General features: G+C 72.9%; 17 protein-coding genes and 2 tRNA genes. 4 read left to right on the top strand and 15 right to left on the bottom strand.

What is annotated here, in order from left to right:
* Positions 1–71: 71 nt before the first annotated feature.
* Together crgA and BJP25_RS00085 are read left to right on the top strand one after the other, a co-directional pair.
* Positions 72–341 carry a cell division protein CrgA gene (gene crgA, locus BJP25_RS00090; protein ID WP_075972665.1) on the top strand — a complete coding sequence of 90 codons (270 nt, stop codon included), beginning with the start codon at positions 72–74 and terminating at the stop codon, positions 339–341.
* A 97-nt stretch (positions 342–438) separates the two neighbouring features.
* Positions 439–882, top strand: coding sequence for a PH domain-containing protein (locus BJP25_RS00085; protein WP_233157842.1), 444 nt, complete (start codon positions 439–441; stop codon positions 880–882).
* A 4-nt stretch (positions 883–886) separates the two neighbouring features.
* On the opposite strand, the gene BJP25_RS00080 is transcribed toward BJP25_RS00085, so the two are convergent.
* Positions 887–1,834, bottom strand: a complete 948-nt coding sequence (locus BJP25_RS00080) for a rhomboid family intramembrane serine protease (RefSeq protein ID WP_075972664.1) — start codon at positions 1,832–1,834, stop codon at positions 887–889.
* Between the two features lie 7 nt (positions 1,835–1,841).
* Entirely contained in the window at positions 1,842–2,390 is a 549-nt protein-coding gene (locus BJP25_RS00075) for a peptidylprolyl isomerase (protein ID WP_075972663.1), read from the bottom strand.
* A 108-nt stretch (positions 2,391–2,498) separates the two neighbouring features.
* Here BJP25_RS00075 and BJP25_RS00070 point away from each other — a divergent pair, with 108 nt between their 5' ends.
* A complete protein-coding gene (locus tag BJP25_RS00070; RefSeq protein ID WP_075972662.1) occupies positions 2,499–3,212 on the top strand; it encodes a hypothetical protein in 714 nt (237 codons plus the stop codon).
* A gap of 81 nt (positions 3,213–3,293) precedes the next feature.
* Here BJP25_RS00070 and BJP25_RS00065 read toward each other — a convergent pair whose 3' ends face one another.
* Positions 3,294–3,845, bottom strand: a complete 552-nt coding sequence (locus tag BJP25_RS00065; protein ID WP_075972661.1) for a DUF2020 domain-containing protein — start codon at positions 3,843–3,845, stop codon at positions 3,294–3,296.
* A 180-nt stretch (positions 3,846–4,025) separates the two neighbouring features.
* Here BJP25_RS00065 and BJP25_RS00060 point away from each other — a divergent pair, with 180 nt between their 5' ends.
* Complete coding sequence (locus BJP25_RS00060) at positions 4,026–4,430, top strand: DoxX family protein (RefSeq protein WP_233157841.1); 405 nt, start codon at positions 4,026–4,028, stop codon at positions 4,428–4,430.
* 144 nt (positions 4,431–4,574) lie between these two features.
* Here the strand turns inward: BJP25_RS00060 and BJP25_RS00055 are convergent, their stop codons facing one another.
* The 12 genes from BJP25_RS00055 to dnaA all read right to left on the bottom strand — a co-directional run.
* Positions 4,575–5,744 (bottom strand): pyridoxal phosphate-dependent aminotransferase, encoded by a 1,170-nt coding sequence (locus tag BJP25_RS00055; RefSeq protein ID WP_198943289.1) that lies wholly within the window; start codon positions 5,742–5,744, stop codon positions 4,575–4,577.
* Between the two features lie 78 nt (positions 5,745–5,822).
* A tRNA-Ala gene (locus BJP25_RS00050) sits at positions 5,823–5,898 on the bottom strand.
* Positions 5,899–5,949: 51 nt separating this feature from the next.
* Positions 5,950–6,093 (bottom strand): DLW-39 family protein, encoded by a 144-nt coding sequence (locus BJP25_RS32940; protein ID WP_143218797.1) that lies wholly within the window; start codon positions 6,091–6,093, stop codon positions 5,950–5,952.
* Positions 6,094–6,369: 276 nt separating this feature from the next.
* Positions 6,370–6,443: transfer RNA gene (locus tag BJP25_RS00045), tRNA-Ile, on the bottom strand.
* 58 nt (positions 6,444–6,501) lie between these two features.
* Positions 6,502–7,344: a DUF3566 domain-containing protein gene (locus tag BJP25_RS00040; protein ID WP_233157840.1), complete on the bottom strand. Its 843-nt coding sequence runs from the start codon at positions 7,342–7,344 to the stop codon at positions 6,502–6,504.
* 69 nt (positions 7,345–7,413) lie between these two features.
* A complete protein-coding gene (gyrA, locus tag BJP25_RS00035; protein ID WP_075972658.1) occupies positions 7,414–10,947 on the bottom strand; it encodes a DNA gyrase subunit A in 3,534 nt (1,177 codons plus the stop codon).
* A gap of 103 nt (positions 10,948–11,050) precedes the next feature.
* Complete coding sequence (gene gyrB / locus BJP25_RS00030) at positions 11,051–13,030, bottom strand: DNA topoisomerase (ATP-hydrolyzing) subunit B (RefSeq protein WP_075972657.1); 1,980 nt, start codon at positions 13,028–13,030, stop codon at positions 11,051–11,053.
* 205 nt (positions 13,031–13,235) lie between these two features.
* On the bottom strand, positions 13,236–13,925 hold the full coding sequence (locus tag BJP25_RS00025) for a DciA family protein (protein ID WP_084793561.1): 690 nt from the start codon (positions 13,923–13,925) through the stop codon (positions 13,236–13,238).
* A gap of 103 nt (positions 13,926–14,028) precedes the next feature.
* Entirely contained in the window at positions 14,029–15,186 is a 1,158-nt protein-coding gene (gene recF, locus BJP25_RS00020; protein WP_075972656.1) for a DNA replication/repair protein RecF, read from the bottom strand.
* On the bottom strand, positions 15,186–16,100 hold the full coding sequence (gnd, locus tag BJP25_RS00015) for a phosphogluconate dehydrogenase (NAD(+)-dependent, decarboxylating) (RefSeq protein WP_075972729.1): 915 nt from the start codon (positions 16,098–16,100) through the stop codon (positions 15,186–15,188). Before gnd ends, recF begins: the two co-directional genes overlap by 1 nt.
* Before the next feature lie 32 nt (positions 16,101–16,132).
* The gene (gene dnaN, locus BJP25_RS00010; protein WP_075972655.1) at positions 16,133–17,266 is read right to left on the bottom strand and encodes a DNA polymerase III subunit beta; all 1,134 of its coding nucleotides are present in this window, start codon (positions 17,264–17,266) and stop codon (positions 16,133–16,135) included.
* A gap of 1,387 nt (positions 17,267–18,653) precedes the next feature.
* The coding region (gene dnaA / locus BJP25_RS00005; protein ID WP_269844509.1) for a chromosomal replication initiator protein DnaA at positions 18,654–20,351 on the bottom strand (1,698 nt) is incomplete at its 5' end.

The following is a 20,351-nucleotide window of genomic DNA, read 5'->3' as shown; positions in this document are numbered from 1 at the left end:
GCCGGCTGACCTGCCGGAACGACCTGCCAGCGAACCACCGCACCCACCGCTAGACGTCAGGCGAGGACAGCATGCCCAAGTCCAAGGTCAGGAAGAAGTCCGTCTACACCGCTCCCACCACCGACCGGCGCACGCCGGTCAAGGTGAAGCAGGCGGGCCCGTCGCACCCGGTGTACATCGCCGTCATGCTCGGCGTGATGCTCATCGGCCTGGCCTGGCTGGTCGTCAACTACATCGCGGGCGAGAAGATCCCGCTGATGGCCGACCTGGGCAACTGGAACTTCGCCATCGGCTTCGCCCTGATGATCGCGGGCCTGCTCATGACGATGCGGTGGCGCTGACCGGTCGGCGCGGCCGCGCCGGGTGGCGCGGCGCCGCTGAACCACACGCTTGTGGTTCATCCCCAGTGTGGACAACTCCTGTGGATGGATCTCCGCGGTGACCGCTGACGAGCCGATCACCCACCCCGCCCACCCCGCCGCGAGCTGGGCCCCCCGACCCGCCGTGGTGGGCGTGGGGTGGGCCGCTGCCGCTGTCGCCGGTGCCACCGCGGTCCTGGTCGACGACCCCCGCGGCGCGCTCCTGCTGGCCGTGGCGGCCGCCGTGCTGGCCACGCTGGCCCTGCACGGCACCGTCGTGCGCCCCCGCCTGTCGGCCGACGCAGCGGGCGTCACCGTGCGCGGGCTCACCGGCGCCCGCACCTGGCGGTGGGGCGAGGTGAACGTGCGGCTGGCCACCCACCGGCGGCTGGGCCGCGAGACGACCTCGGTGGAGGTCGACGCCGACGGCGCCGCGGAGCCCGCGCTGGTCGTGCTCGGGCAGCTCGACCTCGGGGTCGACCCGCGCGAGGTCGTCAACGCCCTGCTGCGCCTGCGCACCTGAGCGGTCAGGTCGGGAAGCCGCCGGGGAGCACGTAGACGCAGCTGCCCAGGTCGACCGGGTCCGCGCACCGCACCTCGTCGGTCACGGCGGGCGTGCGCACGGCGAAGGCGACCGCCAGCGCGACGAGCACCGCCACCGACACCACCGACTGCCACAGCACCCGGGAGGCCGCCGGGGCGTAGAGCATCCCCGCCGTCACCACCGCGCCGACCACCAGGCCGCCGAGGTGGGCCAGCAGCGAGATCTGCGGGACGGCCACGCTGATCGCCAGGTTGAGCGCGATCACCGCCACCACCTGCATGAGCGCGTGCCGGTCCTGCTTGAGCCGGATCACCGCCACCAGCAGCCCGCCGAGCAGGCCGTAGATCGCCCCGGACGCGCCAGCGTTCTCGCTGAGCAGCGCCCCGAACAGGTACGCCGACGCCGAGCCGCCCAGCAGCGACAGCGCGTAGACGACGGCGAAGCGCACCCGGCCCAGCAGCAGCTCCAGGTCCCGCAGGAACCACAGCGCGACCATGTTCACCACGATGTGCAGCACGCCGAAGTGCAGGAACCCCGCGGTGAGCACCCGCCACCAGCCGCCGGAGGCGATGGCCGGGGCGAACCCGCTCAGCGCGTGGAAGAACTCGGAGTTCTCGTTGGTCAGCGGTGAGCGCGCCAGCAGCGCCGTGAGCGCGAACACGCCGACGTTGACCGCGACCAGCACCGGCACGAGCACCGGCTTGCTGGCCAGCGGGGCGCCCGCGACCGTGGTCGGGCGGCGCACCGACCGCTGCCCGCTGCGCACGCAGTCGACGCACTGGAAGCCCACCGAGGCCTCCACCAGGCACTCCGGGCAGGCGGGCCTGCCGCAGCGGGTGCAGCCCAGGCCGGTGGGCCGGTCCGGGTGCCGGGCGCAGGCGGGCAGGCCCGCCTGCGGTCCGGGACCCGGGTGGTGCGGGGGGACGCTCACGCGACGCTCAGCCGCGCTCGACGGAGATCTTGGTGATGACGACGTCGGTCAGCGGCTTGTCGCCGGGGCCGGTCGGGGTGCTGCCGATCGCGTCGACGACGTTGCGCGAGTCCTGGTCGGCCACCTCGCCGAAGATGGTGTGCTTGAAGTTCAGCCAGGTGGTCGGGGCCACCGTGATGAAGAACTGCGAGCCGTTGGTGCCCGGGCCCGCGTTCGCCATGGCCAGCAGGTACGGCCGGTTGAACTGGAGCTCGGGGGTGAACTCGTCGCCGAACTGGTAGCCGGGGCCGCCGCGGCCGGTGCCGGTCGGGTCGCCGCCCTGGAGCATGAACCCGGAGATCACCCGGTGGAAGACCGCGCCGTCGTAGAACGGGCCGGACTTCTCCCCCTTCGCGTTCTCGGTCTTGTACTCCTTGGTCCCCTCGGCCAGGCCCACGAAGTTCGCGACGGTCTTGGGCGCGTGGTCCGGGAAGAGGTTGATCCGGATGTCACCCATGCTGGTGTGCAGGGTGGTGGTTACCTTCGTCCCGACGAGGGACTCGTTGCTGTCTGCCACGCCGCCATCGTGCCATCTCCGGCGGGATCCGTCCGGAAGGGGCAGGATTGGGGGGACGGACGGACGCGGCGGCCGCCGCGGCTGAAGCACGATCGACGAGGTGAAGCCATGACCAGGGCCGGAGAGTCGGTGGGCAAGGCAGTGGGCACCGGCTGGCGCGCGGTTCGCGAGGGCGCCGTTCGCGCTGGTCAGGCGGGCGCCGAGGCCGCGCACGCCGCCGAGCAGAAGCTCGCGGCCAAGGGCCTGGCCCCGCAGCAGGTGGCGGGCGCCATCGCCGAGGGCGCCCAGGTGGCCAGGGAAGAGGCGGTCGCGACCGGCCGCCGGGCCCGCAAGCGCCTGGCCAAGACCGCCAAGCAGACCCGCAAGGACCTGGCGAAGGCGGCCAAGTCCGCCCGCAAGGACGCGGGCAAGAACAAGACCGTGAAGCAGGCCGTCGCGGCGGGCGCGCCGGTCAAGAAGCAGGTCAAGCAGCTCCAGAAGGACCTCAAGCCGCAGGTCAAGCAGTACCGCAAGGAGCTTGAGGAGCAGCTCAAGGCCGCGCGCGCGGCGGCCAAGCAGGCGGCGAAGGACCCGGCGAACCGCAAGCGCCGCCGGTGGCCGTGGGTCGTGGCGCTCGCCGCGCTCGGCGCCGGTGCCGCCGTGGTGCTCAAGGGGCAGCAGAAGCCCGCCCCGGCCCCGACCCCGGTGGCCAAGCCTGCCCCCGCGCCGACCCCGGCCCCCAAGGCCGCGGACGCGCCGGTGGCCAAGCCCGCCGCGGGCGCGCCGGAGACCAACGGGCAGTCCAAGCCCGCTCCCAAGGCCGCGGGCTCCGACAAGGGCTGAGCAGCAGCAGCAGACGAAGGCCCGCGCCTCCCCACCCGGGGGGCGCGGGCCTTCGCGCGTCGACGGGCCGGGCGCGGCCGGTTACAGGCCCAGGTTCTCGATCGCGGTCTCGGCGATCCGCCGGGCCTTGATCGTCTGCTTCTGGTTGGAGTCGACCACCACCGCCGCGCCGCCCTTGGCCACGGCGTACACCGCGTTCTCCTCCCCGGACAGCGACCCGCCCTCCCAGCCCGCGGGCGAGGTGGCCGGGTTCGAGGTGTCGATCGGCGCCGCGGAGTCCACCAGCGCCTTGGCCACGGCGGGTTCGCCCTGGTAGACGCGGATGGTCAGCTGCACCGACCCGTCCGGCCGGTAGAAGAAGCACGCCGGGGTCGGCTTGTCCGCCGACGTGCGCACCTTGGTGACGTGCTGGCCGTTGGCGTCGGCCACCGCGGTGCTGGTCAGGTAGGGGCAGGGCCCGTCGGCGACCGGCTCGGGCGCGGGCGGCACCTGCGCGGGCGCCTGGCTGGTCGGCCGGGCGCCGCTGGTCGCGGGCGCCGCGGCGGAGCTGCTGGTGGGGGCCTGCGCGGCGGGGTCGCCGGTGCACGCCGCGAGGGCGAGCAGGGGCGCGGTGAGGATCACGGCTCGTCTCATAGCAGGGGCCAGTCAACCAGATCGGCGGGTGGTGTGTTCCAGGCCACCTTTTGAACCGTCACGGGGTGCAGGTACATACACACCCACGGTGGTCACCCCGACCGCCTCGGCAAGAAGCACCCCTGCTGAATCGACCGAGAAAGAGCGGAGACGGACTTGTTCGACCGAATCAAGCCCCACGTGCTCGCACTGTTCCGGATCGTCGTCGGACTGCTGTTCGCCTGCCACGGAGCCGCCACGCTGTTCAACGTGCTGGGCGGCCCCAAGGGCGGCGGCGTGCCGTCGGTCGGCGAGTGGCCGTCCTGGTGGGCGGCCGCGATCCAGCTCGTCGGCGGTGCGCTGGTGGCGGTGGGCCTCGGCACGCGCTGGGCGGCGCTGATCGCGTCCGGCTCGATGGCCTACGCCTACTTCGTCGTGCACGCGCCGAAGGACCTCTGGCCCATGCTCAACGGTGGTGAGGCGTCGGCCATGTTCTGCTGGGCGTTCCTGCTGATCGCGTTCACCGGGCCGGGCGCCTGGGCCGTGGACCAGCTGTTCACCCGCTCGCGCAGCACGGCGAGCACCCCGGAGACCGTCCCCGCCTAGTCGCACCCCCGGTGCGGCGGGGCGACGGCCGGGAGCCAGCTCCCGTCTCCTCCGCTCGTCGGACGCCGCCCGTCCGGGTGACCCGGTCATCACCCGGGCGGGTGGTTTCCCCACCGCCGCCCGCCGCCGGTTCCACGTGGAACCTCAGCCCAGCGCCGCGGCCAACCGCTCCAGCGCCGCCTCCAGCAGCTCCCGCCGGGCGGCGAACGACACCCGCACGTGCCCCTCCCCGCCCGCGCCGAACGCCGTCCCCGGCGTCACCGCCACCCCGGCCTCGCGCAGCGCCCACCCCGCGAACTCCAGCGACCCGCCGCGCCCCGCGCCGGTGATGTCCGCGAAGGCGTAGAACGCCCCCTCCGGCAGCGCGCAGCGCACCCCAGGCAGCGCGTTCAGCCCGTCGACGACCAGGTGGCGCCGCTCGTCGTAGGAGTCGCGCATCGCCGCCACGTGCCCGGCGGGCCCCTCCAGGGCCGCGATGCCGCCGTGCTGGGCGAACGAGGCCGCGCAGCTGACGGTGTGCTCCTGGGCCTTGAGCAGGTGCCCCGCCACCTCGCGCGGCGCGGCCACCCAGCCCAGCCGCCACCCGGTCATGGCGTGGCTCTTGGAGAACCCGTTGACCGTCAGCGTCCGCTCGGCGCACCCGGGCAGCGCCGCGACGCTGGTGTGCGCGCGGCCGTCGAACCGGATCGCCTCGTAGATCTCGTCGGCCACCACCCACAGGTCGTGCTCGGCCGCGTGCGCGGCCACCACGGCGGCCTCCTCGGCGTCGAGCACCCGCCCGGTGGGGTTGTTGGGGGTGTTGAGCAGCAGGACCCGCGTCCGGTCGGTGGTGGCGGACTCCAGCACGTCGCGGGTGATGCGGAACCCCTCGTCCGCGCGCAGCTCGGCCTCGACCGCCCGACCGCCGACGAGGTGCGCCATGGCCTGGTAGCTCACCCAGCTCGGCGTCGGCACCACGACCTCGTCGCCGGGGTCGAGCAGGGTCAGCAGGCTGATGTAGAGGGCGTGCTTGGCCGAGGGCGTGACGATGACGTCCTCGGGGGACACGGTGAAACCGTTGTCCCGCTGGTGCTTCTGCGCGATCAGCTCCCGCAGCCGGACCAGGCCGCGGCTGGCGGTGTAGTGGGTGTGCCCGGCGCGCAGCGCGTCCACGGCGGCGTCCACGACGTGCTCGCCGGTCACGAAGTCGGGTTGCCCCCCGCTGACGTCGACGACCACCCGCCCCTCGGCGCGCAGCTGCCCCACCACGTCGAAGAGGGAGACGGTGGCCGACCGCCCCATCCCGGACACCCGCCCGGCAACCGACCGCCCCACCGAACCTCCAGCACGTCACGCGGGAGCCAGCAGCGGGGTCCGAACACCGCCCCTATCGCGCGGGCGGGTACCCCTGGTTGGTGGAGATGAGGGGAATCGAACCCCTAACCCCTGCCTTGCAAAGGCAGTGCTCTGCCAATTGAGCTACATCCCCTGGCGGCCGCCACGGTACCCCGTCGCGGCCAGAAGAGTCACGCAGGCGTTGTCAGGCCTTCTTCACGCCGTTGTTCACCGGGGCGGGCGCGGTGGCCTCGCGCCACAAGTCGGCCTCCGCCTTCGCCGCGCTCTTCTTGCGAACGACGAACAGCACACCGCCGGCAACCGCAACCAGCGCGAGGAGCTTCTTCACGACCACGCCTCCTTCAGGCACTTCCACGACGCACCCCCCATCAAGGTGGCGCACTACACATCCTGCCACCCCCCACTCTCCCCCTTCCCCTCCCCCACCCCCTTCCCCGTCCCCCACCCCATTCGCCCCCACTTCCCCCGTCCCCCCACCCACCCAACCCCCACCTTCCCCGCGAAGGCACCCACCGCACCGTGGGGGTCCGGGGGGTCGCCCCCCGGAAATGACAAAGGACGACCCCGCTTGCGCTTTCCGCAAGCAAGGGTCGCCCGTCGTCCGTGGGCCTAGGAGGACTTGAACCTCCGACCTCTTCGTTATCAGCGAAGCGCTCTAACCGCCTGAGCTATAGGCCCGTGTTCGGAACGAGGAGAAGACTACAGCACGTCCTCCGAGCGCCCCAAACCGGTATGGCTACTCGCGCTCGGCCAGCGTCACCTCGAGCCCGCCCGCGAGGTCGGCGGAGACGTTGTAGACGAACGCGCCGACCGTCGCCAGGGCGCTGAACAGCACGATGTTGATCGCGCCGATGATCGCGGCGATGCCGAACACCCGGCCCGCGCTGATCAGCTGGTCGCCGCCGCCCCCGCTCTCGGAGGCGTTGAGCAGCTCGCTGGACAGGCCGTTGATCTTGTCCCAGACGCCCATGCCGTCGAGCACCGCGTACAGCGCGCCCACCGCCACCAGCCAGACGAAGAACAGCGCCACGCCGAGCACCAGCGACAGCTTGAGCACCGACCACGGGTCGAACCGCTTGACCTGGAGGTTGGCCCGGCGCGGGCCGCGGCCGGGGCGGCGCAGCGCGCTGGGCGGGGCGCCGCCCGCCGCGCCGCCGAGCGGGGTGCCGCCCGCGGGGGTGCCGGTGCGCTCCTCCTCGGTCTGCGGCGCCGCCGTGCCGAACAGCCTGCCCGCGGCGGTGCCGGTGACGACCGGGCGCGGCACGTTCACCGTCACCTCGTCGTCGGGCCGGTAGGCCGCGCTCGGGGTGAAGCCGCCCGCGGGCGGCCGGGGCAGGGTCTGGGTCGCCTCGCCCGGCGGCGCCTCGGGGGCGGGGTCGGCGGAGACCCGCGACCACGGCGGCGGGGTGTGGTCGTTGGCCTGGGCGGCGGGCGCGCCCTCGGCCGCAGCGTCCCCGCCCGCGGCCGGGGTGTCCGCGGGCTGGCCCGGGGTGTGGTCGGTGGCGACCGACGCGCGGTCCGGTCCGGCCTCGGCGTTGTCCGGCTTCTCGGGTGGTGTCACGAGCGGGGTGTCCCTCACTGCCTGGTCCTGGACTGCGTCGAACTCGTCGTACTGGTCCTGCTGGCCGCCGGGCTCAGCGGCCCGGGGTCACTGCTCGGCCGGGTCGCCGGGCTCGGCGGCGCCGTCCCCGCCCGCCTCGGCGGCGATCGGCTCGCCCGCCGCGTCGGTGGCCGGGGCGGGCACCGGCTCGCCCGCCTCGATCGCGTCGGCGACCGCGTCGACCACCTCGGCGGCGGCCTGGGTCTCCTCCGCGCTGCGGGCGATGGCCACCAGGGTGGTCCCTTCGCCCAGGTTCATCAACCGGACGCCCTTGGTCTGCCTGCCCGCCTTGCGCACCTCGGCCGCCGTCGTCCGGATCACGCCCCCCGATGAGGTGATCGCGTACAGCTCGTCCTGCAGGTCGACGATGACCGCCCCGACCAGGCGACCGCGCCTGCTGTCGTGCTGGATGGTGAGCACGCCCTTGCCGCCGCGGCCCTGCACCGAGTAGTCCTCGATCGGGGTGCGCTTGGCGTACCCGCCGTCGGTGGCCACGAGCACGAACGTGCCCTCGCGCACCACGCCCAGCGCCAGCAGCTCGTCCCCGGCGTTGAACCGCATGCCCTGCACGCCGGAGGTGGCCCGGCCCATCGGCCGCAGCGCCTCGTCGCTGGCCCGGAACCGGATCGACTGGCCGCCCGCGGAGATCATCAGCAGGTCGTCCTCGGCGGAGCAGAGCACCGCGCCGACCAGCTCGTCGTCCTCGCGCAGGTTGATGCCGATGAGCCCGCCCGCGCGGTTGGAGTCGAAGTCGGCCAGCCGGGACTTCTTCACCAGCCCGTCGCGGGTGGCCAGCACCAGGTACGGCGCGGCCTGGTAGTCCTTGATCTGGATGACCTGGGCGATCTCCTCGTCCGGCTGGAACGCCAGCAGGTTCGCCACGTGCTGGCCGCGCGCGGTGCGGCTGGCCTCCGGCAGCTCGTAGGCCTTGGTGCGGTAGACCCGGCCCTTGTTGGTGAAGAAGAGCATCCAATCGTGGGTGGAGCACACGAAGAAGTGCGCCACGATGTCGTCCTGCTTGAGCGCCGCGCCCTGCACGCCCTTGCCGCCGCGCTTCTGCGCCCGGTACAGGTCGGTCTTGGTGCGCTTGGCGTAGCCGGTGCGGGTGATCGTGACGACCACGTCCTCCACCGCGATGAGGTCCTCGACCGAGACCTCGCCGTCGAAGGGCAGGATCCGGGTGCGCCGGTCGTCGCCGTGCTTGTCGACGATCTCCTGCAGCTCCTCGCGGATGATCGCCCGCTGCCGCTGCTCGCTGTCGATGATGGCCTGCAGGTCGGCGATGACCCGCTCGATCTCGGCCAGCTCGTCGATGATCCGCTGCCGCTCCAGGGCGGCCAGCCTGCGCAGCTGCAGCTCCAGGATGGCGGTGGCCTGGACCTCGTCGACCTCCAGCAGCGCCATCAGCCCGGTGCGCGCCTCGTCGGCCGAGGGCGAGCGGCGGATCAGCGCGATGACCTCGTCGAGCTGGTCGAGGGCCTTGGCGTAGCCGCGCAGGATGTGCGCGCGCTCCTGGGCCTTGCGCAGGCGGTACTTCGTGCGCCGGAGGATGACCTCCAGCTGGTGCTTGACGTAGTGCCGGATGATCTGGTCCAGGCGCAGCGTGCGCGGCACCTGGTCGACCAGGGCCAGCATGTTCACGCCGAAGTTGTGCTGGAGCTGGGTGTGCTTGTAGAGGTTGTTCAGCACGACCTTGGCCACCGCGTCGCGCTTGAGCGTGATCACGATGCGCATGCCGGAGCGCTTGTTGGACTCGTCGGCGATCTCGGAGATGCCGGTGAGCTTGCCGTCGCGGACCAGCTGGGCGATGCCCTCGATGAGGTTGTCCGGGTTCACCTGGTAGGGCAGCTCGGTGACGACCAGGGTGGTGCGCCCCTTGGCGTCCTCCTCGACCTCGACCACCGCGCGCATGCGCACCGAGCCGCGGCCGGTGCGGTAGGCGTCCTCGATGCCCGCGGTGCCCAGGATCATGCCGTGGGTCGGGAAGTCCGGGCCCTTGATCCGGGTCATCATCGCCGCGAGGGTCTCGTCCTCGCCCGCGTCCGGGTTGTCCAGCGCCCAGAACACGCCCTCGGCGACCTCGCGCAGGTTGTGCGGCGGGATGTTCGTGGCCATCCCGACCGCGATCCCGGACCCGCCGTTGACCAGCAGGTTGGGGATGCGCGAGGGCAGGACCAGGGGTTCCTCGGTCTTGCCGTCGTAGTTCGGGGCGAAGTCGACGGTCTCCTCGCCGATGTCGCGCAGCATGTCCATGGCCAGCGGCATCAGCCGGGCCTCGGTGTTGTGCGAGACGAACCCGTCGGTGACGTAGGCGTGGTCCTCGGTGTCGACCCGCAGGCTGAACACCGGTGCGACGCCCGCGTCGTCGACGGCGGTGACCTCGGCGTAGTGGAACCGGCCGTCGGCCAGCGGCTCGGCGGCCGCGCGCACCTCGGGGTCGGTGATCCCGGCCAGCGGGTCGTGCTCCTCGACCGGCGCCCCCGCCAGCGCGTGCAGCAGGTCGTCGTGGGCGACCGAGCGCAGCCCCACGCGGGCGGCGAACCGGCTGACGTCGGCGTGCCCGACGACCACCAGCGAGGGCACGCCCTCGACGCCTGCCTGCCGGGCGAGCACGCCGAACTCCAGCAGCAGCTGCTGCACGTCGGCCACCCAGCCCGGGGAGGGCGCGGAGTAGGTGAGGCGGATGGTGCCGTCGTCGGTGGAAACGCTCGCGCCCGCCGTGAGCAGCACGCGCAGGAACACCCGCTTGAGGACCGGACCGCCCTGCCAGACGTTCTCCGGCACCCGGGCGTCGGCGGTCGGCTCGGTGATGAACCGGGCGGCGGCGCCGAGCGCGCCCGCCTGCTCGCGGGCGGTGGGCGCGTCGACGTCGTCGACCGGGACCCGCTGCACGGCCACCCGGTCACCCGGGGCGACCTCCTCCAGCAGCTTCCACAGCAGGGTCGGCACGCCGCCGACGTCGACCAGGGCCAGCACCGGGTGGTTGCGGGTGCCGGTCAGCTCGAAGCCGTCGGCGGTGCGCAGCCGCAGCACCGGGTGCTCGCCGGAGTGGAACAGCGCGTCGGCGCGCACCGGGTCGCCGTTGCGGTCGAGGACCTTGAGGTCGACCTCGTTGTCGGAGTTCGGCGCGGCGCCGGGCACCAGGTCGCCGATGCGCGGGGTGGACCCGTCGGCCAGCTTCACCCGGGTGCCCGCGGTGACGCAGTACCGCATGGCCGCGGCCGGGTCGTTGCCCGGCGAGCCGAAGTTGCCCTGCCCGTCGACCAGCGGGTACCGCATCGACCACGGCTGGGCGAGCCGGACCAGGGTGTCGTAGATCGAGCTGTCGCCGTGCGGGTGGTAGTTGCCCATGACGTCGCCGACGACGCGCGAGCACTTCACGTAGCTGCGCTCGGGGCGCAGGCCCGTGTCGTACATCGAGTACAGCACGCGCCGGTGGACCGGCTTGAGGCCGTCGCGCACGTCGGGCAGCGCCCGGCTCACGATGACGCTCATCGCGTAATCGATGTAGGAGCTCTGCATCTCCTGCTGGATGTCGACTGGCTCGATGCGGTCGCCAGGCGGCGGCAGGGTCTCGGTCACGACCGGTGGTCCCTTCGGGGTGCTCTGATCTCGGGGGCGTGCTGGGTGCCGCGTCCGGCGCGGCGGGGCCCGGCAGCGCGCTCGGCGCCGGGCCCGCGCCGGGCTAGACGTCGAGGAACCGCACGTCCTTGGCGTTGCGGGTGATGAACGAGCGGCGCGCTTCGACGTCCTCGCCCATCAGGGTGGTGAACAGCATCTCGGCCTGCACGGCGTCCTCCAGGGTGACCTGGCGCAGCAGCCGGTTGGCCGGGTCCATGGTGGTCTCCCAGAGCTCCTCGGCGTTCATCTCGCCGAGGCCCTTGTAGCGCTGGATGCCGTCTTCCTTGTTGATCTTCTTGCCCGCCGCCAGGCCGGTCTGCAGCATCCCGTCGCGCTCGCGGTCGGAGTAGGCGTACTCCGGCTCCGCGCGCTGCCACTTGATCTTGTACAGCGGCGGCTGCGCCAGGTACACGTGCCGGTGGTCGATGAGCCCGCGCATGAACCGGAACAGCAGCGTCAGCAGCAGCGTGGTGATGTGCTTGCCGTCGACGTCGGCGTCGGCCATCAGCACGATCTTGTGGTAGCGCAGCTTGGAGACGTCGAAGTCCTCCTGGATCCCGGTGCCCAGGGCGGTGATCAGCGACTGCACCTCGGTGTTCTTGAGCACCCGGTCCAGCCGCGCCTTCTCGACGTTGATGATCTTGCCGCGGATCGGCAGGATCGCCTGGTAGCGCGACTCCCGCCCCTCCTTGGCCGACCCGCCCGCCGAGTCGCCCTCGACGATGTAGAGCTCGCACTCCTCCGGGTTGGTCGAGCGGCAGTCCTTGAGCTTGCCGGGCAGGCCGCCGATGTCCAGCGCGCCCTTGCGGCGCACCAGCTCGCGGGCCTTGCGCGCGGCGATGCGGGCCTGCGCCGAGGACACCGCCTTGGTGACGATGGTCTTGGCGTCGGCCGGGTTGCGCTCGAACCAGTCGGCCAGCCACTCGTTGCAGGTCTGCTGCACGAACGTCTTGGCCTCGGTGTTGCCCAGCTTCTGCTTGGTCTGGCCCTCGAACTGCGGCTCCGCCAGCTTGATCGACACGATCGCGGCGAGGCCCTCGCGCACGTCGTCGCCGCTGAGGTTGGCGTCCTTGTCCTTGAGCAGCTTCTTCTCCCGCGCGAACACGTTGACCACCCGGGTCAGCGCGGCGCGGAAGCCCTCCTCGTGCGTGCCGCCCTCGGGGGTGTTGATCGTGTTGGCGAAGGTGTACACCGACTCGCTGTACCCGGTGTTCCACTGCATCGCGACCTCGACCTGCACGCCGCGGGACTTGTCCTCGGCCTCGAAGGCGATCACCGAGGCGTGCACCGCCTCGCGCGAGTGGTTGATGTGCTTGACGAAGTCCTCGAGCCCGCCCGGGTAGTGGTAGGTGCGCTCCTTGACCCTGGCGGCCACGCCGTCGGCGTCCTCGGCCGCCTCCTCGTCGGAGACCCGCTCGTCGCGCAGCACGATGGTCAGGCCCTTGTTGAGGAAGGCCATCTCCTGCAGGCGCCTGGCCACGGTCTCGGCGGAGTACTGGGTGGTCTCGAAGATGGTGCCGTCGGCCCAGAAGGTGATCGAGGTGCCGGTCTCGGTGGTCTCCTCGCCGCGCTCGACCGGGGCCACCGGCTCGGAGTCGCGGTACTGCTGGCGCCAGGCGTACCCGTCGCGCTTGACCACGACCGAGAGCTTCGTCGACAGCGCGTTCACCACGGAGATGCCGACGCCGTGCAGGCCGCCGGAGACGGCGTAGCTGTCGGAGTCGAACTTGCCGCCCGCGTGCAGGACGGTCATGACGACCTCCAGCGCGGACCGCTTCTCCTCGGGGTGCTCGTCGACCGGGATGCCCCGGCCGTCGTCGTCGACCCGCACGCCGCCGTCGGCGAGCAGGGTGACCTCCACCCTGGTCGCGTGGCCTGCCATCGCCTCGTCGACGGAGTTGTCCACGACCTCCCAGATGAGGTGGTGCAGACCGCGCTCGCCGGTGGAGCCGATGTACATGCCGGGGCGGAGCCGGACCGCCTCAAGCCCCTTGAGCACCCCGATGGAACCGGCGCCGTACGACTTCTCCTGCTCAGCTGCCACGTTGCCCGGTGTCTCCTCGTGCGTCGGATCGACTGCGACGCCCACGCGCTCCCCAGGTCCGCCGGGGCCGTCACATCTCTACCCCACATACTACCGGGGCGCTCGCGCAGGAGGGGGCCAAGGACACCCCTGGATTGCTCACAGAGCGATCGGGCGGAACGGGCGCGGGTCCTGCCGCCCGACCGGGCGGTTCGGGGCGCCAGGCTCAGCCGTAGGTGTCCCGCGGTCCGCGACCGGCGACGTGCCGGGGGCCGAACCGCCAACTCGGCGCCGAGGGGCCCAGCACCTTGAGCCTGGTGACCACGTCGCGGCCCACCCCGGCGGCGATCTGGGCGAGCAGCTTGCGCTGGAGCAGCCGCAGCTGCGTGGCCCACGCGGTCGACTCGGCCTGCACGGTCAGCTCGCCGTCGTCGAGCTTCACCGGCTTGGCGTGCTCGGCCACCTCGGCGCCGACCAGCGCCGCCCACCGGTCGAACACCTTGCCGCCCACCAGGTTCTCGTGCCAGCCGCGGTCGGCGGCGACCCGGGAGGCCAGCCTGCCCAGGGGCTGCGGGTCCCGGTCGTCGGCGCCCGGACCGGACCAGCGCCGCCGGGCCCGCGAGCCGCCGACCGCGGTTCCACGTGGAACCTGCTTGCGCCGGGGCTTGGCCTTGGCGGCCTGCCGCGCGGCCGCCAGGGCGGCTCTGGCAAGATCAGCACCCTTGGGGGGCTGCGCGCCCGCGTCCTGGTCCGCGCCGGGGCCACCGCCCCGATCACCCTCCGCAACCGGACCGGGGTGCGCGTCACCCGACCCTGTGGATGAAATCCGGGGTTGTCCACCGGTACCTGTGGATCGATCGGCGTCGAACGGCTCCGCCGCTGCGCCGGACGGCCCCCTGCGGCCCGTGTTATCCACAGTATCCACAGGTTTATCCCCAGATGTGCGACGGCGCACACCGGGCTTGCTCACGGTGCGTGACGGGCGGGGTTCGGGCACCAGCTCCCCGCCGAACAGGTCGTCAGGCACGCCGCACCCGCCCCTCCGCCACCTCGTAGCGCGCACCGGCCAGCTCGCCCGGCACGTCCTCGGCCACCGCCGCGGTCACCAGCACCTGCTCGGCCGCCGCGGCCACCTCGGCCAGCCGCTGCCGCCTGCGCCGGTCCAGCTCGGCGAACACGTCGTCGAGCACCAGCACCGGCTCGGCGCCGTCGGCGCGCAGCAGCTCGTAGGAGGCCAGCCGCAGCGCCAGCGCGAACGACCACGACTCGCCGTGGCTGGCGTAGCCCTTGGCCGGGGCCTCGCCGAGCACCAGGTCCAGCTCGTCGCGGTGCGGGCCGACCAGGCTCACCCCGCGCTCCAGCTCGTTGTCGCGGCGGGCGGCCATCTCGGCCAGCAGCGCGTCGGCGCAGACCTCCTGGTCCGCGCGCTCGCCACCAGTCTTGCCGTACCCCGGCGGGAGCGCGTCCTCGATCTTCGAGCGGTACCCCACCTGCGCCGGGCGGGACTCCGGCGCCACCCCGGCGTAGGCGTCGGCCACCCGCTCCTGCAGGTCGGCCACCAGGTCCAGGCGCGCGGCCAGCAGCGCGGCGCCGTGCGCGGCCAGGTGCCCGTCCCACACGTCGAGCGTGGCCAGCGCGTCCGGGTCGCTGCGCCGGGCCCGCCGGTTCGCCGCCGCGCTCTTGAGCAGGGCGTTGCGCTGCTTGAGCACCCGCTCGTAGTCGCTGCGCACCCCGGCGTACCGGGGCGCGCGCAGCACCAGCAGGTCGTCGAGGAACCGGCGCCGCTCCCCGGGGTCGCCGCGCACGAGCGCCAGGTCCTCCGGCGCGAACAGCACCGTGCGCAGGATGCCGAGCACGTCGCGCGGGCGCGGCACCGGGCCGCGGTTGACCCGCGCCCGGTTCGCCCGGCCGGGGGTGATCTCCAGCTCGACGGTCAGCTCGCGGCCGTCGTTGACCACCGCGGTCCGGATGATCGCCCTGGTCGCGCCGTGCCGCACCAGGGGCGCGTCCTGCGCCACCCGGTGCGACCCCAGCGTCGCGACGTACCCGATGGCCTCCACCAGGTTCGTCTTGCCCTGCCCGTTGCGCCCGACCAGCACGCTCGGCCCCGGCTCCAGCTCCAGGTCGGCCTGCTCCCAGGAGCGGAAGTCGACGACCTGGAGGTGCCGCACGCGCACTAGGCGGTGGTGCCGTGGCCGGAGCTCGGTCCCGCCTTGTGCACCGCGTGCCCGCCGAACTGGTTGCGCAGCGCGGCCACGGCCTTCATCGCGGGCGAGTCCTCCTGCCGGGAGGCGAACCGGGCGAACAGCGCGGCGGAGATCACCGGGGCGGGCACGCCGTGCGCGATGGCCTCCTCGACGGTCCACCGGCCCTCGCCGGAGTCCTCGACGTACCCGGAGATCCCGGTCAGCCCCTTGTCCTCCTCCAGCGCCTTGACCAGCAGGTCCAGCAGCCAGGAGCGGACGACGGTGCCGCGGGTCCACGCCTTGAAGGTGGCGGCGACGTCGGTGACCTCGTCGGCGGCCTCGAGCAGCTCGTAGCCCTCGGCGTAGGCCTGCATCAGGCCGTACTCGATGCCGTTGTGCACCATCTTCGCGTAGTGGCCCGCGCCGACCTTGCCCGCGTGCGCGAAGCCCTCCTCGCGCGGGCCCTCCGGGCGCAGCGCGTCGAAGATCGGCATCGCGCGGTCGACCTGCTCGCGCTCGCCGCCGACCATCAGGCCGTAGCCGTTCTCCTTGCCCCACACGCCACCGGACACCCCGCAGTCCAGGTAGCCGACGCCCTGCTTGGCCAGCACCTCAGCGTTGCCCTTGTCGTCGGTGTAGCGGGAGTTCCCGCCGTCGATGACCAGGTCGCCCTCGCTGAGCAGCTCGCCCAGCTCGGCCACGGTGTCGCGGGTCGGCTGCCCCGAGGGCACCATCACCCACACCACGCGCGGCGCGGCCAGCTTGCCGACCAGGTCGGCCAGCGACTCCGAGTCGCTGACCTCGGGGTTGCGGTCGTAGCCGACCACGTCGTGCCCCGCGGCGCGCAGGCGCTCGCGCATGTTGAAGCCCATCTTGCCCAGGCCGACGAGTCCGAGCTGCACGATCACATTCCTCTCGATCGGGTGCCTGCCGGGGGTCAGCCCGGCAGCCGCACCGGCATCAGCAGGTAGAGGTAGCCGGGGGTGACCTCGCCCTCCGCGCCGACCGGCTTGACCAGCGCGGGCCGGTTCGGGGTCGTGAACGACAGCTCGGCGCGGTCGGAGTGCAGCGCGGCCAGGCCGTCCTGCAGGTAGCCGGGGTTGAACGCGATGGTCACCGGCTCGCCGGTGAACTCGACCGGCAGCTCCTCCTCCGCGCTCCCCTCGTCCTCGCCGCCCGCGGACAGGCGGAGCACGCCGTCGGCGAACTCCAGCCGCACCTGGGTACCCCGCTCCGCGACCAGTGACACGCGCTTGATCGCCTCGACCAGGGCCGAGACCGCGATCACCGCGCTGGAGGTCTGCTCGCTCGGCAGCAGCTGGCGGTAGCGCGGGAACTCCGCGTCGAGCAGGCGGCTGGTGGTGCGGCGGCCGGAGCCGGACAGGCCCAGCAGGCCGTCGGTGGGCGAGAGCGCCAGCTCCACCGTGCGCCCGGCGCTGCCCAGCGCCTTCGCCGCGTCGGCCAGCGTGCGCGCGGGCACCAGCACCGCGGCGTCCTCGACGTCGCCGGAGGGCTTCCAGTCGAACTCGCGCATCGCCAGCCGGAAGCGGTCGGTGGCGACCAGGGTCAGCTTGTCCCCGGTGATCTCCACCCGCACCCCGGTCAGCATCGGCAGCGTGTCGTCCTTGCCCGCCGCGACCGCGACCTGGCTGACCGCCTGGCCGAACACCTCACCGGCGAGCTCGCCTGCGTGCTGGGGCATCGCGGGCAGCTGCGGGTAGTCGTCCACCGGCATCGTCGGCAGCGAGAACCGCGCGCTGCCGCAGGAGATGGCCACCCTGGCGCCGTCGACGGAGATCTCCACCGGCTGCGCGGGCAGGGACTTGGTGATGTCGGCCAGCAGCCTGCCCGAGACCAGGGTCCGGCCGCCGTCGGCCACCGTGGCGGGCACGCCGACCGTGGCCGACACCTCGTAGTCGAAGCCGGAGACGGTCAGCCCGTCCGCGCCGTCGGCCGACCCGGCGTCCAGCAGCACACCGCCGAGGACGGGGACCGGGGGCCGGGACGGGAGGCTGCGGGCGACCCAGGCGACGGCGTCGGCCAGGCCGTCGCGCTCGACGCGGATCTTCATGCGAGTCCTTTCGCGGCACGGTTCGTGCACGGCGGGCCGGGACCACGGCGCGGTCCCCGAGGTCGGGGCGGGCGACCGGCGCCGCGCGCACGACCGGTCCCGGGCACGGGTCCCCGCGTCGGGGGTCGGGTGCGGTCGGGTCGGTCCGCGTCGGAGTCGGGTGCCAGCCCCAGCCTGGCCCGGGGCCCGGCGAGCGCGCCGTGCGGTGCAGGCCGGGGCCTCGGGCTGTCCACGCTGTGGAGCCCCAACCGTAGAGCGTGCTCCCGGGCCGCGTCGATTCGGGCGGGTGGTCGCGGCCGCCCCGGCCCGGTGCCCCGACCACCCGCCCCGGCCGAGCTGTCCCCAGATCCACAGCTCCCCTATTTCTGTCTTTTTCTTCTCTTCAAGAGATCAAAAGCCAGTAGCAGTAGTAGGTCCTGTGGATACTGTGGACAGCCGTTGTCCCAGCAGGTCAGGACCGGTGCGGGGCTGTGGAGAACCCCTGGGGACAACCCGTGGACAACTCGGGCCTTCGGTGGATGAGTTGTCCACAGGCTCGAACTGTCCACAGACGGCGCGAGTTGTCCACATTTCCATCCCCAGATGTGCGCCGAGTAGCGCACAGGTTGCCCGCGAACGACCCACAGGGTTGTCCACAGCCATCCACAGCTGAAGTCCCCCGTACCGGTGACCGAGACCACTCACCGGTGCCGGTTTTCCCGGTGTGGCAAGGGTTTTCGGGGCGGTGGAGGACGCGTCGCCGACCCCCCGGCGAGCCGGTTCGAGCGCCCGGCGGCGGCCCCGGACCTCGCCGCGCGGTGTCACCGGACGCCCGCCGTTCACCTCCGGCCGACTTTTCGGGGTGTGGACGCCCCGCTCCCCACCCCCAATAAGGCGGTGCGCCGCGCGGTGGCTGTCTTTATTGCGCGGAGCCCGGCGCGGTGGCCGGCGTGCCCATCCGCTCATCGGTCGTCGCGGCGGTGTGGTCGCCCGCCCGCGATCCGGCTCCAGCGACTTTTTCCCGGTTGGGGAGGCGCTGCCCCCAGCCGCAGAAAAGTCCCGCCCGCGCGGTCGGCCGGGGGCGCGGGTGCCGAGGGCGCGGCGGCGCCGGGCGGCGCGGGGGTTTTGCGGGGAGGTGCGGGCTCCGCCCCCGGTGGCAGAAAAGTTCGGCCGGTGCGGCGGCCGCCGGGGTGGTCGCACCGGGGAGCAGCCTGCCGGCCCCCGCGGCCGGGCGCGACGCCGGGCCTTATTGCGGCTGTGCGGGCCGCTCCACCGGCGCAATAAGAACAGCCCCCGCCCGTGGGGGGCGGGGGCTGGGCGTCAACCGGGTCGGCTCAGGCCGGGAGGACGCGGTCGTCCGGGGTGGTGCCTGGCGGGGATGGTGCCTGTCCGGGGTGGGGGTGGCGGCTCAGCCGCGGGCGCGCTGCTTGATCCGGGAGGTCAGCTCCTGGACCTGGTCGTAGACCCGCCTGCGCTCGGCCATCTCCTTGCGGATCTTCTTGTCCGCGTGCATGACCGTGGTGTGGTCGCGGCCGCCGAAGGTCTGGCCGATCTTGGGCAGCGACAGGTCGGTCAGCTCCCGGCACAGGTACATCGAGATCTGCCGGGCCTGCGCCAGCGCCTTGGTCTTGCCCGGCCCGCACAGGTCGTCGATGGCCACGCCGAAGTACTCCGCGGTCACGCCCATGATCGTCGAGACGCTGATCTCCGGCGCCTGCGAGTCCGGCATCAGGTCGCGCAGCACGATCTCGGCCAGCGGCACGTCCACCGGCTGCCGGTTGAGCGAGGCGAACGCGGTCACCCGGATCAGCGCGCCCTCGAGCTCGCGGATGTTGGCCTCGACCCGGGCGGCGATGAACTCCAGCACCTCGGCGGGCGCGGCCAGCCGGTCCTGGGCGGCCTTCTTGCGCAGGATGGCGATGCGCGTCTCCAGCTCCGGCGGCTGGATGTCGGTGATCAGGCCCCACTCGAACCGGGTGCGCAGCCGGTCCTCCAGCGTCTCCAGCCGCTTGGGCGGCCGGTCGGAGGACACCACGATCTGCTTGTTGGCGTTGTGCAGGGTGTTGAAGGTGTGGAAGAACTCCTCCTGGGTGCCTTCCTTGCCCTCCAGGAACTGGATGTCGTCGACCAGCAGCACGTCGATGTCGCGGTAGCGGCGCTGGAAGGCCACCTTGCGGTCGTCGCGCAGCGAGTTGATGAAGTCGTTGGTGAACTCCTCGGTCGAGACGTACCGCACCCGCATCCCGGGGAACAGCCGCTGGGCGTAGTGCCCGACCGCGTGCAGCAGGTGGGTCTTGCCCAGGCCCGACTCGCCCCAGATGAACAGCGGGTTGTACGCCCTGGCCGGAGCCTCGGCCACCGCGACCGACGCGGCGTGGGCGAACCGGTTCGACGCGCCGATGACGAAGGTGTCGAAGTTGTACTTCTCGTTCAGCCGGGTCTTCGACGTCTGCGGCTGGGCGGGGGCGGTGTAGGGCTGCCCGCTGTCGGGGGGCTGGCCGGTGAAGGTCGGCCAGATCTCGTGGACGGTGGCGAGCGCGTCGCCCTCCTCGTCCACCTCCTCGGAGTCGTCGTCGCCCTCACCGGCCTGCGCCTGCGGCTGCTCGGGCGCGGTGAACTCGCGGGCGGGCGGCTCGTAGGCCGCGGGCTCGTAGCCCTCGGCGCCGTAGGGCGCCTGCTCGTACGGGGTGGCCTCAGCGGCGGCGACGTCGGCGGCCGGGATGGTCACGGTGTCGGAGTCGATGCCCAGGGTGGTCGGCACCACCGGCACCGGCGGCGCGGGCGGGGCGATCGGCGGGATGACCGCGGTCTGGGCGGCCACCGGGCCGCGGGCCGCGGCGCTCGGCGCGACGTCGACCTTCACCGCCAGCGACACCACCCGGCCCAGCCTGCGCGACAGCGCGGCGGTGATCGGCTCGCGCAGCGCGCGCTCGATCGCCTCCTTGGCGAAGTCGCTGGGCGCGGACAGCAGCGCGGTGCCGTCGAGCAGGCCGATCGGGCGCGTCATCCGCATCCACGCGCGCTGCGAGGGCGACAGGGTCCCGGCCGAGAGCTCCCGGACGACCTGCTCCCAGACCACGCCCAGGTTCACCTGGTGCTCGGACAC

The organism is Actinokineospora bangkokensis, from assembly GCF_001940455.1.
GTDB lineage: Bacteria > Actinomycetota > Actinomycetes > Mycobacteriales > Pseudonocardiaceae > Actinokineospora > Actinokineospora bangkokensis.
The sequence above is the reverse complement of the archived record's forward strand: the minus strand, read 5'-3'. Positions and strand labels throughout refer to the sequence as shown.

Coding starts and splice junctions, on each gene's coding strand:
- crgA (WP_075972665.1), top strand. CDS start 72: ATGCCCAAGTCCAAGGTCAGGAAGAAGTCCGTCTACACCGCTCCCACC.
- BJP25_RS00070 (WP_075972662.1), top strand. CDS start 2,499: ATGACCAGGGCCGGAGAGTCGGTGGGCAAGGCAGTGGGCACCGGCTGG.
- BJP25_RS00065 (WP_075972661.1), bottom strand. CDS start 3,845: ATGAGACGAGCCGTGATCCTCACCGCGCCCCTGCTCGCCCTCGCGGCG.
- dnaN (WP_075972655.1), bottom strand. CDS start 17,266: ATGAAGATCCGCGTCGAGCGCGACGGCCTGGCCGACGCCGTCGCCTGG.